This is a genomic window from Streptomyces sp. NPDC044063, assembly GCF_056434285.1.
In genome coordinates this window covers 74255-88766 of record NZ_JBWKFM010000003.1, presented here as the reverse complement: position 1 = coordinate 88766, position 14512 = coordinate 74255, and the positions used below count along the sequence as shown (strand labels likewise).

The 14512-nt window shown below is 70.4% G+C and carries 15 protein-coding genes; 8 read left to right on the top strand and 7 right to left on the bottom strand.

Features of this window, described 5'->3' with window-relative positions; translation table 11 throughout:
* Positions 1 to 2: 2 nt before the first annotated feature.
* The gene (locus AC07BS_RS05670) at positions 3 to 407 is read left to right on the top strand and encodes a DUF7878 domain-containing protein (RefSeq protein WP_478930433.1); all 405 of its coding nucleotides are present in this window, start codon (positions 3 to 5) and stop codon (positions 405 to 407) included.
* A gap of 399 nt (positions 408 to 806) precedes the next feature.
* Here the strand turns inward: AC07BS_RS05670 and AC07BS_RS05665 are convergent, their stop codons facing one another.
* Together AC07BS_RS05665 and AC07BS_RS05660 are read right to left on the bottom strand one after the other, a co-directional pair.
* Entirely contained in the window at positions 807 to 1013 is a 207-nt protein-coding gene (locus tag AC07BS_RS05665; protein WP_478930431.1) for a DUF397 domain-containing protein, read from the bottom strand.
* Complete coding sequence (locus tag AC07BS_RS05660) at positions 992 to 1777, bottom strand: helix-turn-helix domain-containing protein (protein WP_478930429.1); 786 nt, start codon at positions 1775 to 1777, stop codon at positions 992 to 994. The genes AC07BS_RS05665 and AC07BS_RS05660 overlap by 22 nt, the downstream gene beginning before the upstream one ends.
* Before the next feature lie 179 nt (positions 1778 to 1956).
* On the opposite strand from AC07BS_RS05660, the gene AC07BS_RS05655 reads away from it, so the two are divergent.
* Both AC07BS_RS05655 and AC07BS_RS05650 read left to right on the top strand, forming a co-directional pair.
* Positions 1957 to 2292 carry a hypothetical protein gene (locus tag AC07BS_RS05655; protein WP_478646136.1) on the top strand — a complete coding sequence of 112 codons (336 nt, stop codon included), beginning with the start codon at positions 1957 to 1959 and terminating at the stop codon, positions 2290 to 2292.
* 169 nt (positions 2293 to 2461) lie between these two features.
* Entirely contained in the window at positions 2462 to 3349 is an 888-nt protein-coding gene (locus tag AC07BS_RS05650; protein WP_478930427.1) for a hypothetical protein, read from the top strand.
* A gap of 10 nt (positions 3350 to 3359) precedes the next feature.
* Here the strand turns inward: AC07BS_RS05650 and AC07BS_RS05645 are convergent, their stop codons facing one another.
* Positions 3360 to 4190 carry an alpha/beta fold hydrolase gene (locus AC07BS_RS05645; protein WP_478930425.1) on the bottom strand — a complete coding sequence of 277 codons (831 nt, stop codon included), beginning with the start codon at positions 4188 to 4190 and terminating at the stop codon, positions 3360 to 3362.
* 61 nt (positions 4191 to 4251) lie between these two features.
* Between AC07BS_RS05645 and AC07BS_RS05640 the strand changes: the two genes are divergently transcribed.
* Positions 4252 to 4647 (top strand): MerR family transcriptional regulator, encoded by a 396-nt coding sequence (locus AC07BS_RS05640; RefSeq protein WP_478646129.1) that lies wholly within the window; start codon positions 4252 to 4254, stop codon positions 4645 to 4647.
* 58 nt (positions 4648 to 4705) lie between these two features.
* The gene (locus AC07BS_RS05635; RefSeq protein WP_478930423.1) at positions 4706 to 5497 is read left to right on the top strand and encodes a hypothetical protein; all 792 of its coding nucleotides are present in this window, start codon (positions 4706 to 4708) and stop codon (positions 5495 to 5497) included.
* Between the two features lie 69 nt (positions 5498 to 5566).
* Here AC07BS_RS05635 and AC07BS_RS05630 read toward each other — a convergent pair whose 3' ends face one another.
* From AC07BS_RS05630 to sdhC, 4 genes are read right to left on the bottom strand one after another with little or no spacing between them, the layout of a single operon-like run.
* Positions 5567 to 6325 (bottom strand): succinate dehydrogenase iron-sulfur subunit, encoded by a 759-nt coding sequence (locus AC07BS_RS05630; RefSeq protein WP_478646124.1) that lies wholly within the window; start codon positions 6323 to 6325, stop codon positions 5567 to 5569.
* Entirely contained in the window at positions 6325 to 8079 is a 1755-nt protein-coding gene (sdhA, locus tag AC07BS_RS05625; protein ID WP_478646122.1) for a succinate dehydrogenase flavoprotein subunit, read from the bottom strand. Before sdhA ends, AC07BS_RS05630 begins: the two co-directional genes overlap by 1 nt.
* A 32-nt stretch (positions 8080 to 8111) precedes the next feature.
* The gene (locus AC07BS_RS05620; RefSeq protein WP_478646119.1) at positions 8112 to 8588 is read right to left on the bottom strand and encodes a succinate dehydrogenase hydrophobic membrane anchor subunit; all 477 of its coding nucleotides are present in this window, start codon (positions 8586 to 8588) and stop codon (positions 8112 to 8114) included.
* Positions 8589 to 8596: 8 nt separating this feature from the next.
* Positions 8597 to 8977 carry a succinate dehydrogenase, cytochrome b556 subunit gene (gene sdhC, locus AC07BS_RS05615; RefSeq protein WP_478646116.1) on the bottom strand — a complete coding sequence of 127 codons (381 nt, stop codon included), beginning with the start codon at positions 8975 to 8977 and terminating at the stop codon, positions 8597 to 8599.
* A 310-nt stretch (positions 8978 to 9287) separates the two neighbouring features.
* Between sdhC and AC07BS_RS05610 the strand changes: the two genes are divergently transcribed.
* The 3 genes from AC07BS_RS05610 (at position 9288) to AC07BS_RS05600 (ending at position 14486) form a co-directional block, all read left to right on the top strand.
* Positions 9288 to 10934, top strand: a complete 1647-nt coding sequence (locus AC07BS_RS05610) for a beta-N-acetylhexosaminidase (protein WP_478930420.1) — start codon at positions 9288 to 9290, stop codon at positions 10932 to 10934.
* 120 nt (positions 10935 to 11054) lie between these two features.
* On the top strand, positions 11055 to 13154 hold the full coding sequence (locus AC07BS_RS05605; protein ID WP_478930418.1) for a glycosyltransferase: 2100 nt from the start codon (positions 11055 to 11057) through the stop codon (positions 13152 to 13154).
* Between the two features lie 267 nt (positions 13155 to 13421).
* Complete coding sequence (locus AC07BS_RS05600; RefSeq protein WP_478930416.1) at positions 13422 to 14486, top strand: DUF4328 domain-containing protein; 1065 nt, start codon at positions 13422 to 13424, stop codon at positions 14484 to 14486.
* The last annotated feature ends 26 nt before the right edge of the window (positions 14487 to 14512 follow it).

The window sequence follows — 14512 nt, the reverse complement described above, 5'->3', positions numbered from 1 at the left end:
GCGTGCGCATCTCGTACGAGAATTTTACGACGAGGGATCTTTGTGGACGTTCTCTCGGCGAGCTTTTGGTTCACATTGAAGGGGATCTGACGGTAAGTGACGGAAGCCGGGTACTCTATGCGGAGGCGCTGTTCCCGGTTGCGGAGTTGGCTATGGAGCTGGCTTCGTGGCTTCCGTCCATGGGGGAGGGTGGAGATTTTCAGTTCAAATCAATTTCCTTCGAGGAGATTGGTTCCGTTCGTGTCGTGAAGCGAGATGGAGGGTGGTCGGTGGGTTCTATTTTCGAGCCCGACTCGTGGAGTCGTCCAGTCGCCTGGAGTGCAATTTGCGAGGAGATTGAGCGCTTCGTTGCATCTGTTCGCGAAGACGTTGAATCGGCGGGAATCGATTCTGGATTCATTTCGTGAAAAGTTTGTCGCTAGCGCGTAGCGAGTGAAGCAGTTTTGTGTGAGGTGATTATCATAGTTCACCTCATGCGTAAAGCCCTCCGGCCCCTTTGGGGCTGGAGGGCTTTTTCTTGATCGGTCTTTTGCTGTGGCGCCTCAATCCAACGTGTCGCTCGTCGCGTGCCTCTTTCGCCCGGCTCTGCAGGTCGACTCACGCCAAGAGGTCGCGTCCGGTTCGGCGCGTGCGACCCCGTCGGGCTACCGGAGCAGCCTCACCCTCCACGGCCAACTGTCGAGCTCTAAGCTGCTCGTCCTCAAGGGCGCCGACCCGGCACGTCCTCTAGGGCAACGACTGCGTGGACGGCAAGGCCAACACCTGCCTGGCCACAGGGCGACTGCCCGCCGAGGACCAGGCCTGCGTCAAGCAGGCCGGCTGACGGACGTCACGAACGTGTGCCAGGCGGCTGCGGGGAAGGCGAGGTAGGGACCGGCGGGGCGTTTGCTGTCGCGGACGGGTATCGCCTCGCCGGGTATGTTGTCGGCCACCTCCAGGCAGTCGCCGCCCCCGCCATTGCTGTACGTGGATTTCCGCCAGACGGCGTTCCTCAGTTCGGCGCTGGTCTGCATGTGCTGAAGTCCTCCATCGCCCTTTCGAGCCAAACGGTTGACGCGATCGGGGGGAGCGCCGAGGCGTGCAGAAGATCGTATCGATGTGAGTGCCTCGCAACCGCTGCGCCGTCTTCCACGAGCTCGCTGTGGTGGTCACCTTCGAGGTAGACCACGTCCGGTGCGTTGTGGAAGGAGAGCACGGTCAGCGAACCGCCGAGAGCTGAGTGGCCGCCGACTGTGAATGGCATGATCTGCACCTCGATGTTCGGGGCCTGGATCGCCTCGAGCACGCGCGCCAGCTGTTCGCGCATGGCCGCCGTTCCGCCGACAGGGCGTCGCAGCACTGCTTCGTCGAGCACCGCCCACAGCAGTGGTGGTGTCTCCCCGGACAAAATGGACTGCCGATTCAGTCGGGCCGCGACCTGCTCTTCGATCTCGTCCGCACTACGCCAGGGCTGCCCGAGACGCAGCACTTCCCGGGCGTACGCCTCGGTTTGCAGCAGTCCTGGGAAGACGTGCGCCATGTACTTGTGCATGGAGGTCGCCTTGGCCTCATATTCCACGAACTTTTGCGCCCAGTTCGGGAAGGGCGTCCGGCGTGCGTGAGTCCACAGATCCGACAGGTCGCCGTCCGCCTCCAGCAGCTTGTCCAGGCGGTCCGAGACGTTCTTCGGTGGCGTCTCCTTGCCCAGCTCGAACTGGGCGATCCGGCTGTGGGCGATGTACATCCGTTCGCCGAGCTCCCGCTGCGTCCACCCGGCGCGCACGCGCAGCTTGCGCAACTTCGCCCCGTACAGGGCCGCCAGAGACGCTGACGGGTCAAGTTCTTTCGGTGGCGGCACCGTTGTCACCCGTTTTCGCTTCGGAAGGCCGAAAGCCGTTCCCCCTGGTGAGCGTAGCTCCGCGACTCGAAGCTGGGAACCGGAACCGGACCAGACAGAACCGACGAGGTAACCCGCCCATGAACTCAGAGACCATCCGGCTGGCCGCCGCGCGCGTGGCCGTCGAGCTGCATGACGCGATGCGTGCGCACGGGTACGCCGTGCAGGTCGTGCCGGAGCCGCCGGTGCACGGGGAACCGTATGTGACCTTCCTGAGTGCGCTGCGGGAGGACGAGGCTCGGCTGATCGCGCAGGCGCTCCGCGCGTATCCGGCGGCGGAGACGCGCAGTCGGGGCTGTGAGGAGTGCCGCGTCATCAAGCGGGACTGGGCCGCCGCCCGGCGGGCCGGTGATCGTGAGGGCTCCGCCGCGCTCGCGTGGAGCATGGGGAAGCATCAGCGGCGGTCGCACTCCTGAACGATGATTAGCCGTAAAGGAGTTGTTGTGCCCGGAATGGGTCGTTCAGGCTTGCGAGCGCATTACGTTTGCGCATGAAGCGACCCCCTGGCCGGCGGCAACCGGCTTCGGGGGTCTACACCCACGCGGAAGGGCCTCCACGCGCATGCAGAAGCAGGGTAGCGGTCCCATGAGCTCCTACACACGGGTTCCCCACGAGATCATCCGGCACCCCCGGCTGTCCTCAGCGGCCATTCGACTCCTCATCTACTCGCTCTCCCTCCCTCCCGGCGTCGACATCTCCCTCTCTGAAGTGGGCCTGCGCGTCGGTATCAAGAAGGCCGCCTTCACGCGCGCCAAAAGAGAGTTGATCGCCGAGCGGTACTTCCACGAGTGGCGTGAGCAAGGGCCCGGTGGTCGCTGGCATACCGTCCAGCTCATCTCGAACGTCCCCCTGTCGCCCGAAGAGGCCTCCGCCGCACGGGTCGACACCGACCGGGATGACGACACGCCACCGACTGCCCTACCCCCGGCCGTCGGTCACCCGGACCCCCAGGACGTCGGCCGTCAAACCCCCCAGGACAACACCACGGGGGAGAAGACTTCCCACCCTCCCCACCACCCCGGCGCCGCCACCGAACGCGGCGCCCAGGCCCTCTCCCTCGTCACCCGCCACGAGCGCCGCCTCCGCCTCACCCGGCACGACGTCGCCGCCCTCGCGCCCCTCGCCGACCAGTGGTTGCTGCGCGGGGCCGGGCTCGGGGAGATGCGGGAGGCGCTCACCGCCGGGTTGCCCGAGGAGATCCGCTCCCCACGCGGGCTCCTGCGCAACCGCCTGCTGCGCAAGATGCCCGAGGCGCCGCCCCTCGGCCCGGCCGCCGCCGCGCCCGAGCGGCAGCCCGCCCTCCGGCCCTGCGCGGGTGGCTGCGGCCGCGTCATCCGGCCCGTCGCAGGGGAGGCCGCCTGCCGGGACTGCCGCTACGAGCAGGCCACGGCCGTGCCCGCCGCCGACGTCTCCGGTGCCGTCTCCGCCACCCTCCGCGGCATCGCCGCCGTCCGTGCCGCCCTCGCCACGTAGCATCCGGTCCCTACAGACCCTTCCGGTCCAGGAATTCCGTGATCAGCTTCTGCCACTCCTCCGGCCGTTCGGCCATCGGGACGTGGCCCGCGTCGATCTCGGCGTACTCGGCGCCCGGGATGTGGTCCGCCAGGTAGCGGGAATGGACGGGGGAGACCAGAGTGTCCTGGGTGGGGGCGATGACCAGCGTCGGCACCGTGATGCCCGCCAGGTCGGCCCTGGTGTCCGCGGTGCGGACGGCACCGGCCTGCTCGGAGGCGCCCGGCGGGACGGTCGTGGCGATCACGTCGAGGAACGCGCCGACCTGGTCCTCCGGCAGGGCGTTGTAGAAGTCCTCGCCGAAGCCCGACAGGGCGATGAAGCGTGCGAACGCCTGCATGTCGCCCTCGGCCAGCAGCTTCTGCCAGAGGTCGAGGGAGGCCCGCGTCCGGTTGTCGGGGCGGGCCAGGCCCGCCGTCAGCACCAGGCCGCGTACGCGCTCCGGGTGGCGGGCCGCGGCCCGTACGGACACCAGCGTGCCCAGCGAGTAGCCGATCAGCGTGAAGGTCTCCAGGCCCGCCCGGTCGGCCTCGGCGACGATCGCGTCGGCCAGCAGGTCGACGGTGAGTTCGCCCGTGGCGCGCGGCGTGGCGCCCGAGCCCGGGTAGTCGGGGGCGACGACGGTGTGGGAGGCGGCCAGGGCCGGGAGGACGGGCGCGTAGTTGCCCTGGATGCTGCCGCCCGCGCCGTGCGCCAGGAGCAGACCGGGGCCGGAGCCGGTGACGGTCGTGGACAGCGCGGGAAGCGGTGCGGAAATCGGTGCGGAGACCGGTGCGGAGATCGGTGCGGGAATCTGCGTCATGCCCCAGAGGTTGCCGTATGACATCAGTGTCAAGGTCAAGTCCTGCGATGGGGAGTCGCGCATGCGCATCGGTGAGCTGTCACGTCGTACCGGAGTGAGTCCCCGGCTCCTGCGCTACTACGAGCAGCAGGGCCTGCTCCGGTCCGAGCGCGACACCAACGGCTACCGCCGCTACCACCCCGACGCCGCCGAACGCGTCACCCGCATCCGCGAGCTCCTCGACGCCGGTATGACCACCGAGGTCATCGCCACCCTGCTGCCCTGCGCCCAGGGCGGCCCCGGGCTCGTCTCCTGCTCCCACTCCGTCCAGGTGATCGACGATCAACTCGCCCGCGTCGAGGAGCAGATGGCCGAGCTGCTGCGCCGGAAGGAGGCCCTGCGCGGGGTGACCGAGGCCATGGAGGTGCGCCGTCGCGAGGACGAGGCACTGGCGATGACGGCCCTGCGGTCCGCCTGACCTGCGCGTACGCCCGCTCCACCGCCCGTTGTCAGTGGGCTCCCCTACTGTCTGTCACATGGCAAAGACGACATCGGGGGAGTGCCGTGAAGCCTGGGCCGAGGAGCTCGGGCGGGAGCACGTCACCCACAGCTTCCACCATCCCGTGTGGCAAAGGGTGACCGCCGCCCTCGACGCCGGGCAGCGGCTGCCGGACCACGCCGTCGCCACGTTGCGCCGCACGTGTCTCTTCAACCAGAACTGGCCCCGCGCATACCTGGACCCCGTCGCCGCTCTCCAGGAACCGGTGCTCAACCCCGGTGAGGCGTGGACCGACCGGGCCCTGGCCGACGCCGCCGCCCTCGGCGGCCCCTGGCCGCGCCTGCTGGCGCACATCCTGACCGCCCGCAGCGCCCGGCCCACCCGCGCCTGGGAGAAGACCGGACGTGCGCTCCTGGACGACCTGGACGAGGAGCCCGACGCGATACGGGCGCGCCTGCTGTCCTGGCTCGCCCTCGTCGGCCGGCCCCGCACCGTGCCGTACAGCGACGACGGCTCCCACTGGGCGGACAACACCTACGACGTGTACAACGCCGACGCCCTGCGCGGTCTCGCCTGGCTGCTCGCGCTGCTGCCGGCCCACCCCGACACCGTCCGCGCGCTGGGCGCCCTCGTGGAGGACGCGCTGGGCACGGTGCCCTCCACAGGCCCCCGCAACCCCAAGGTCGCCAACGCCGGCGTCGTCGCGCTCTCCCGCGTCGACGGCCCGGACGCCCTCGCCGAGCTGACCCGGCTGGCCGGCCACGTCACCTACAAGGGCACCCTCAAGCAGATAGCCACCGCGCTCACTGCCCGCGCCGCTCAGCCGTGAACGGGCGAGGGCCCGCCTCCACCCGGGGGTGGGGACGGGCCCTCGCCGACGATCCGGAGGAACCGGAGGTCAGAAGCGGCGCGTGATGAGCGCTCGCTTCACCTCCTGGATCGCCTTCGTGACCTCGATGCCACGCGGGCACGCGTCGGTGCAGTTGAAGGTCGTGCGGCAGCGCCACACGCCGTCCTTGTCGTTCAGGATCTCCAGGCGCTGCTCGCCCGCCTCGTCACGCGAGTCGAAGATGAAGCGGTGCGCGTTGACGATCGCCGCCGGGCCGAAGTACTGGCCGTCGTTCCAGAACACCGGGCACGAGGAGGTGCACGCGGCGCACAGGATGCACTTGGTGGTGTCGTCGAAGCGCTCGCGGTCCTCGGCGGACTGCAGGCGCTCGCGCGTCGGCTCGTTGCCCTTGGTGATCAGGAACGGCATGACGTCGCGGTACGCCTGGAAGAACGGCTCCATGTCGACCACGAGGTCCTTCAGGACCGTCAGGCCCTTGATGGGCTCGACCGTGATCGGCTTGGCGGGGTTGATGTCCTTGATCAGCGTCTTGCACGCGAGGCGGTTCTTGCCGTTGATCCGCATGGCGTCGGAGCCGCAGATGCCGTGGGCGCAGGAGCGGCGGAAGGTCAGCGACCCGTCCATGTCCCACTTGATCTTGTGGAGACCGTCGAGGACGCGCTCCTTCGGGTCGATCTCGACATCGAAGTCCTCCCAGGTGGCCTCGGCGGAGACCTCCGGGTTGAACCGGCGGATGCGGAAGGTGACCGTGATGTAGGGCGAGGCCTGCGCCTCGGCCTCCACCTTCTCGAGAGTCGGGGTAGCCATCAGTACTTACGCTCCATCGGCTGGTACCGGGTCTGGACGACCGGCTTGTAGTCGAGGCGGATCGAGTCCTTGCCGTCCGCGTCGACCTCGCGGTACGCCATCGTGTGGCGCATGAAGTTGACGTCGTCGCGGTTGGGGTAGTCCTCGCGGTAGTGACCGCCGCGGGACTCCTTGCGCGCGAGCGCGGAGACGGCCATGACCTCGGCCAGGTCGAGCAGGTTGCCCAGCTCGATGGCCTCCAGGAGGTCGGTGTTGAAGCGCTTGCCCTTGTCCTGGACGGACACGTTCTTGTAGCGCTCGCGCAGCTCGGCGATCTTCTCGACGGCCGTCTTGATCGTCTGCTCGGTGCGGAAGACCATGACGTTGGCGTCCATGGTCTCCTGCAGCTCCTTGCGGAGCTCGGCGACCCGCTCGGTGCCGGTGGAGGCGCGCAGCCGCTCGACCTGGTCGACGACGAGCTGCGCCGGGTTCTCGGGGAGCTCGACGAAGTCGGCCTTCTGGGAGTAGTCCGCGGCGGCGATGCCCGCGCGACGACCGAAGACGTTGATGTCGAGCAGCGAGTTGGTGCCCAGGCGGTTGGCGCCGTGGACGGACACGCAGGCGACCTCGCCGGCGGCGTAGAGGCCGGGGACGACGGTGTCGTTGTCGGCCAGCACCTCGCCCTCGACGTTGGTCGGGATGCCGCCCATGGCGTAGTGCGCGGTGGGCTGGATCGGGATCGGGTCCGTGTAGGGCTCGATGCCGAGGTAGGTCCGGGCGAACTCGGTGATGTCCGGGAGCTTGGCGTCCAGCTGCTCCGGCGGCAGGTGGGTGAGGTCCAGGTAGACGTGGTCGCCCTCGGGACCGCAGCCGCGGCCCTCGCGGATCTCCGTGTAGATGGAGCGCGAGACGACGTCACGGGACGCGAGGTCCTTCATGACCGGCGCGTACTTCTCCATGAAGCGCTCGCCGTCCTTGTTGCGGAGGATGCCGCCCTCACCGCGGGCGCCCTCCGTCAGCAGGATGCCCATGCGCCAGATGCCCGTCGGGTGGAACTGGAAGAACTCCATGTCCTCCAGGGGCAGGCCGCGGCGGTAGCAGGCCGCCTGGCCGTCGCCCGTCAGGGTGTGGGCGTTGGAGGTCACCTTGAAGAACTTGCCGGTGCCGCCGGAGGCGTAGATGACCGACTTGGCCTGGAAGACGTGGATCTCGCCGGTGGCCAGCTCGTAGGCGACCACACCGGCGGACTTCTTGACGCCGTCGACCTCGGTGATCAGCTGGTCCAGGACGTAGAACTCGTTGAAGAACTCCACGCCCTCCTTGACGCAGTTCTGGTACAGCGTCTGGAGGATCATGTGGCCGGTGCGGTCCGCGGCGTAGCAGGACCGGCGGACCGGGGCCTCGCCGTGGTTACGGCTGTGACCGCCGAAGCGGCGCTGGTCGATGGTGCCGTCCGGGGTGCGGTTGAACGGCAGGCCCATCTTCTCGAGGTCGAGGACCGCGTCGATGGCCTCCTTCGCCAGGATCTCGGCGGCGTCCTGGTCGACCAGGTAGTCGCCACCCTTGATCGTGTCGAAGGTGTGCCACTCCCAGTTGTCCTCCTCGACGTTCGCGAGGGCCGCGGCCATGCCGCCCTGGGCGGCGCCGGTGTGGGAGCGGGTCGGGTAGAGCTTGGTGAGCACCGCGGTGCGGCTGCGCTTGGTCGACTCGATGGCCGCGCGCATGCCGGCGCCGCCGGCGCCGACGATGACGGTGTCGTACTTGTGAATCTTCATGAGTGGGTTACCTCAGTCCCTCAGCCCGTGGCCTAGCGGATGTTCGGGTCGAAGGTGAAGATCACCAGCGTGCCCAGCAGGACGGTGAACACCGTGGCGGTGTACAGCAGCATCTTCAGCCAGAAGCGGGTGGTGTCCCGCTCGGCGTAGTCGTTGATGACCGTACGCAGGCCGTTGGCGCCGTGCAGCATCGCCAGCCACAGCATGATCAGGTCCCAGGCCTGCCAGAACGGCGAGGCCCAGCGGCCGGCCACGAAGGCGAAGCCGATCTTGCTCACGCCGCCGTCGAGGACCAGCTGGATCAGCAGGTGGCCCAGGACCAGGACGACGAGCAGGATGCCGGACAGCCGCATGAACAGCCAGCCGTACAGCTCGAAGTTCGTGCGGGTGGCCTTGGGGGTCTTCTTGGTCCGCTTGCGCGGCGCCTCGATGACGGGGGCGGGGTTGTCGACGTCGTACAGGGACACGTCGGACGCGTCGCTCACGGCGGGGGTGGTTTCAGCGGACATGTCGCGTCTCAGCTCCCGAACAGCGTGCGCAGCGTGTGCTGGAGCACGGGGTAGAAGGCGCCTGCCATCAGGACGATCCAGACACCGACGACCGTCCAGAGCATCTGCTTCTGGTAGCGCGGTCCCTTGGACCAGAAGTCCACCGCGATGACCCGGAGGCCGTTCAGCGCGTGGAAGAGGATGGCGGCCACGAGGCCGTACTCCATCAGATTGACGATGGGCGTCTTGTACGTCGCGACGACGTCGTCGTAGGCCTCGGGAGAGACGCGGACGAGAGCGGTGTCGAGGACGTGTACGAACAGGAAGAAGAAAATGAGGACGCCGGTGACTCGGTGAGCCACCCAGGACCACATACCTTCCCGGCCGCGGTACAGCGTTCCAGCCGGCACGGAAAACCCTCCGGGAGCGGGGATTGGGGCTGGCCGCCAGTCTTCTACCCATAAGGACTGCACTGTCGGTCGGGCCCGGCCGGGTACGGTCCACCGGCCCTGGCCATCGTAGCGACGCCTTCTCGGTTCGGTCTCCCGGGGTGGGCAGGTGTGATCAAACAGGCACGTACGGCCTAGGACCTCGGGCCACCTGCGGGAACCTTGTCGGAATCCTCCCGGCGTGTCTGAATGAGACTTGGGGTAATGGTGATGAATAGCAATATCTTCGCCCGGTTAGCCCCGGTAAGGGGTTCATGAGGAGGTTTGCTCCATGGGACGTACCGAACGGCCCGCAAGGATCTCCCGCCCTGCCGCCATTCGGGGCACCGTGGCCACCTGCGCGCTGGTGGTGACCATGTCCCTCATGGGCTGTCCGCGTGACGGTTCGGCCGACCGGCCCGGGAGCGACGACTCCCGCTCGGCCGGGGCCGCGGAGTCCTCCTCCTCGTCGTCCCCCTCCGCCGCCGCGCCGGCCGCCCCCGTGCCGGTGCCCGCGGCGAAGCCCGGGACCGTCCCCTCCGTACGGACGTACAACCCGCGCTCCGGCCCCGGGTGGCGGCCCGCGCCCGGCGCCCGCGTGGTCGCCGACCCCAAGGGACCGCTGGCCGACGAGGCCCGCCGGCTCGCCGAGGACCTCCGGCTGACCTCCGTCGCCGGGCCGGCGCGGGCCGGCGACGTCGAGCTGGGCCTGCGGGCCGGCCAGGGCGGCGGCCCCGAGTCCTACGAGCTGGTCGTCCAGGGCCGCAAGGTCATGATCACAGCGCCCGACGAGGCGGGTCTCTTCTACGGCACCCGCACCCTCGTCCAGGCCGTCCGCAGCGGCGGCGGCCTGCCCGAGGGGGTCCTGCGGGACGGGCCCGACCGGCCCCAGCGCGGCCTCAACCTCGACATCGCCCGCAAGTCCTTCACCGCCGGCTGGATCGAGGCCCGGCTGCGCGAGATGGCCGACCTCAAGCTCAACCAGCTCGGCCTCCACTTCTCCGACGACCAGGGCTTCCGCATCGAGTCCGCCACCCATCCCGAGGTCGTCTCGCCCGAGCACCTGACCAAGGCCGAGGTCCGGCGCGTCGTGGCCCTCGCCTCCGCCCTCCACATCACCGTCGTCCCCGAGATCGACTCGCCCGGCCACCTCGGCGCCGTCCTGGGCGCCCACCCCGGCCTCCAGCTGCGCGACGCGTCCGGGGGCGTGGCCCGGGGCGCCGTCGACGTCGCCAACCCCGAGGCCGGCCGGATCGTCGACGACCTGCTGCGCGAGTACGCCCCCCTCTTCCCCGGGCCGTACTTCCACCTCGGCGGCGACGAGTACCGCGCGCTGATGGCGAAGGACCCGCAGGCCTCCTACCCGCGCCTGGCCGAGCTGGCCCGGCAGCGGTACGGGAACGCGGGCCGGGTCCAGGACCTGGCGACGGGCTGGCTCAACGACCGGGCCGCCGTGGTGCGCGGCCTGGGCAAGACCCCCCGGGCCTGGAACGACGGATTCTTCCGCGGCGGAGTGGTCACTCCGGACAAATCCATCGAAGTCGAGTACTGGACGGGCAAGGAACTCGGCGCGCGCCCCCCGCAGGAGTACCTGAACGAGGGACGCGTGGTGATGAACCTCAACGACGAGTACCTCTACTACGTGCTCGGCCAGCCCAACGCCTTCCGCTACCCGACCGGCGAGCGCATCTACCACCAGTGGTCGCCCGCCGTCCTGCGCGGCACCGTGTCCGTCCCCACCGGACCCACCGGGGCCGACCGCGTCCCCGGCGGCCGGCTCGCCGTGTGGTGCGACCGGCCCCAGGCCCAGACCCCCGAGCAGGTCGCCGCCGGCATCCGGCTCCCGCTGGCCGCCGTGGCCCAGCGCCTCTGGGACCCCGCCACCCCGCAGCGGACATGGGCTGATTTCTCCGCTTTGGCCGGTCGCGTGCGACGTTGAGCCGAAGGGCCTAACCTCCGGGGGTGAAGCTTGCGGAGCGCGCGTCGCCCGTCCAGCTGACCCCCGGCGGTGTGCGCGCCCGCGCGCCGCGCCCAGAACGCGCATTTGAACGAGGGCCCGATGAAGATCGAATTCCTGCTGCACAACGCGTATGGCATCGGCGGCACCATCCGCTCGACCGTCAACCTCGCCGCCGCCCTCGCCGACCGGCACGAAGTGAGCATCATCAGCGTCAACCGGCCCGTCGACGAGCCGGAGCTCACCCTCGACCCCCGGGTCCGCCTGGTCCCCCTCGTCGATCTGCGCGAGGGGACCGAGAGCGACGAGTACGCGGCCCCCCTCAACCAGCAGCCCAGCGAGATCTTCCGCGACGAGCGCATCGACAACGGCCGCATGGCCGCCACCGCCCTCACCGACCAGCGCGTCGCCGCCCACCTCGCCGCCACCGACGCCGACGTCGTCATCGCCACCCGCCCCAAGCTCATCGGCTACCTCGCGAAGTACGGCGCCGACCGCCCCTACCTGCGCCTCGGCCAGGAGCACCTCACCCACGAGGCGCACGTCGCCGAGCTCCACGCCGTGATGGACCCGGCGATCGCCGCCCTCGACGCCTTCGCCACCGTCTCCGAGGCCGACGCCGGCCACTACCGCGAGGCCCTGCCCGACGCGAAGGCCCGCATCCTCGCGATCCCCAACGCCGTCCCGTCCCCCGCCGCCGCGCCCTCCGACGGCACGTCGAGGACCATCGTGTCCGCGGGCCGCCTCGTCGGCGTCAAGCGCTACGACCGCCTCATCGCCGCCTTCGCCAAGGTCGCCGCCGACCGCCCCGACTGGGACCTGCGCATCTACGGCCGCGGGCCCGCCAAGGCCAAGCTGCGCAAGCAGATCGAGGAGCTCGGCCTCTACGAGCGCGTCACGCTCATGGGCGCCCGTTCGCCCATCGAGACCGAGTGGTCCAAGGGAGCCGTCGCCGCGGTCGCCTCCGACGCCGAGTCCTTCGGTATGACCATCGTCGAGGCCATGCACGCCGGCCTGCCGGTCATCGCCACCGACTGCCCCTACGGCCCGCGCGAGATCCTCACCGACGGCACCGACGGCGTCCTCGTCCCGCTCGACGACTCCGACGCCGTCGACGCCTACGCCGACGCCCTGCTGAAGCTCACCGGCGACGCCGCCCTGCGCGCCCGCCTCGGCGCCGCCGCCCGCACCGCGGCCCACCGCTACGAGCCCGACGCCATCGCCCGGCGCTACGAGGAGCTCTTCGAGGAGCTCCGCCCTGGCAGCACCGCCCAGCCGCAGAAGAAGGGCGGCCTGCTGCGCGGCCTCTTCGGCGGCGGCCGCAAGGACCGCCGGCCCGCCACCCCCGCGGCCGCCCCGCAGGGCGACGCGCCGCACCCCGAGGCCCGCTGCGCGGTCGACACCGACGGCTCCCTCCTCGTCCGGCTGCGCGCCGAGCAGCTGACCGCCGCCGACACCCACGTCCTGCTCCGCCACCGCGGCAGCAAGGGCAAGGAGTCGGTGCGCGCGGCCCTGCCCGAGCGGCGCCCCGAGCCCGGCCAGTGGGTCGAGGCCCGCCTCGGACGCGACGCCCACACCCTGACCGAGGGCCGCTGGGACACCTACGTCGAGCGCTCCGGCGACAAGTCCCGGCGCCGGCTCGCGGCCGTGCTCGTCGAGCAGAAGGCCCTGCTGGGCCTGCCCCTCCAGCGGACTGCCAAGGGCGTCGCCGCCTGGGTGCCCTACGAGACCGCCGACGGGTTCCTCGCCGTCCGCACCTGGCTGCGCACCCACCACGTCGAGGCCGTCGAGGTGCGGGTGGACGAGGAGGGGACGACGGTCACCCTCCAGGCGTACGGGGAGGCCGTGCTGGGCGAGGGCGCCGAGCTCATCGCCCGGCTGCGCGGCGCCGACGGTTCGACCGCCGACGTCCGGGCCGACGTCGAGAACGGCACCGCCTTCCTGCCCCACGAGCCGATGGCCCGGCGCGTCCGCCCCGACGAGGAGCAGGACCTGTGGGACCTCTACGTGCGTCCGAAGGCGGGCGCCGCGCTGGTGCGACTCGGCCGGCTCACGGGCGACTTCGCCGACCGCAAGGGCATCGACACCTTCCCCGGCGCGGTGCGGGGCGCGGTGCGGCTGCGCCCGTACTTCACGGTCACGAACGACCTCACGGTCACGGTGAAGGACGCGGCGGGCGCCACGGAGGGCACGGAGGCCTGACGGCCCGGAACGAGACGGACGGAGGACGGCCGGGGCCGCCACCCCCCACAGGAGAGGCCCCGGCCGCCCGCCCGTTGCGAACCCTGGTGAGGTACGCACTTCCTACAGCGCCACGAATCGAAAATTCGTCACACCGGGGTACGCACAGGTCGGCGCACATATGGCCGGGAGCGCTCAGGCGCGGGCACGAAGACGCGTAGTATCACCCGCTCGTAGACGTTTTCCCGGTGGCCGGGACACAGGCCACCACCCTGGGGGTCAGCAGACATGTATCCGTGCGGTCATTGCCGCGCCACCGCCGTCGGCCCGGACGGGCGCTGTGCCGCCTGCGGCGCGTACCAGCAGCCGGCCGGAGCGCCGGCGACGGCCGCCGCACCGGCGTACGGCTACCCGTCGGCCGCGCCGGTGTACGGCTACCCCTCGGCCGCACCGGCGGGCATGCCCGCGCCGATGCCGGTCGGCGGGGTGGACCTGCGGCGCGGGGTGCCCATCGGGGTCATGGTGTTGCTGGGCGTGGCGGTGCTGATGGCGCTGCTGAGCGTCGCGGCGCTCGGGCAGCAGCGCAGCGCCATTCAGATGATGCTCGACGACGGCATCACGCAGGCCGCCCTCGACAAGGCCGACGACGCCGACACGTTCGACGCGGCGATGACGATCCTGACAGGCCTGACCAACCTGGCCACCGGCGTGCTGTGGGTCATCTGGTTCCGCCGGGCGCGGCTCAACGCCGAGGTCTTCGCGCCCGGCACGCACCGCTTCGGCAGCGGCTGGGCGGTGGGCTCGTGGATCACCCCGGTCGTCAGCCTCTGGTTCCCCAAGCAGATGGCGAACGACATCTACCGCGCCAGTGCCCCGGCGGGACCGCAGAGCGCGCCCAAGGGCCTGCTCAACGCCTGGTGGACGGTGTGGGTCGGCTCGTTCACGGTCGGCTTCGCCGGTCTCGTGATGGAGGCGGCGACCAAGACGGACGCCAAGCAGAAGTTCAGGGACGGGACGCTGGACCGTTCCGGCTGGGAGGACGCGGCCTCCGGGCTGCAGAACGCCCTCGCGGTCAGCGGCCTGGGGGCGCTGCTGACGGCGGTGGCCGGAGTCCTCGCCATTCTGGTGGTGCGCCAGCTGACGCGGATGCAGGAGCAGCGCGCCGCGACGGGCATGCCCTACGGTGCGATGGCACCGGCGCCGGCCCAGCCCTGGGGCCCGGCGATGCCGCCGGCCCAGCCCGGCGCCCAGCCCGGCGCCCAGCCCGGCGCCCCGTACGGAGCCCCGTACGGTCCACCGCACACCTACCAGCCCCCGCAGAATCCTTTCGGCAGTGGTCCCACGGGCACCTGAACCGCGGGCACGGTACGTGGTGCAGG

Excerpts from the sequence above, each read along its gene's own strand:
- AC07BS_RS05600 (WP_478930416.1), top strand. The coding sequence starts at position 13,422 with ATGTATCCGTGCGGTCATTGCCGCGCCACCGCCGTCGGCCCGGACGGG.
- AC07BS_RS05610 (WP_478930420.1), top strand. The coding sequence starts at position 9,288 with ATGGGACGTACCGAACGGCCCGCAAGGATCTCCCGCCCTGCCGCCATT.
- AC07BS_RS05645 (WP_478930425.1), bottom strand. The coding sequence starts at position 4,190 with ATGACGCAGATTCCCGCACCGATCTCCGCACCGGTCTCCGCACCGATT.
- AC07BS_RS05655 (WP_478646136.1), top strand. The coding sequence starts at position 1,957 with ATGAACTCAGAGACCATCCGGCTGGCCGCCGCGCGCGTGGCCGTCGAG.
- AC07BS_RS05650 (WP_478930427.1), top strand. The coding sequence starts at position 2,462 with ATGAGCTCCTACACACGGGTTCCCCACGAGATCATCCGGCACCCCCGG.
- sdhA (WP_478646122.1), bottom strand. The coding sequence starts at position 8,079 with ATGAAGATTCACAAGTACGACACCGTCATCGTCGGCGCCGGCGGCGCC.
- AC07BS_RS05635 (WP_478930423.1), top strand. The coding sequence starts at position 4,706 with ATGGCAAAGACGACATCGGGGGAGTGCCGTGAAGCCTGGGCCGAGGAG.
- AC07BS_RS05640 (WP_478646129.1), top strand. The coding sequence starts at position 4,252 with ATGCGCATCGGTGAGCTGTCACGTCGTACCGGAGTGAGTCCCCGGCTC.
- AC07BS_RS05605 (WP_478930418.1), top strand. The coding sequence starts at position 11,055 with ATGAAGATCGAATTCCTGCTGCACAACGCGTATGGCATCGGCGGCACC.
- AC07BS_RS05665 (WP_478930431.1), bottom strand. The coding sequence starts at position 1,013 with ATGCAGACCAGCGCCGAACTGAGGAACGCCGTCTGGCGGAAATCCACG.
- AC07BS_RS05620 (WP_478646119.1), bottom strand. The coding sequence starts at position 8,588 with ATGTCCGCTGAAACCACCCCCGCCGTGAGCGACGCGTCCGACGTGTCC.
- AC07BS_RS05630 (WP_478646124.1), bottom strand. The coding sequence starts at position 6,325 with ATGGCTACCCCGACTCTCGAGAAGGTGGAGGCCGAGGCGCAGGCCTCG.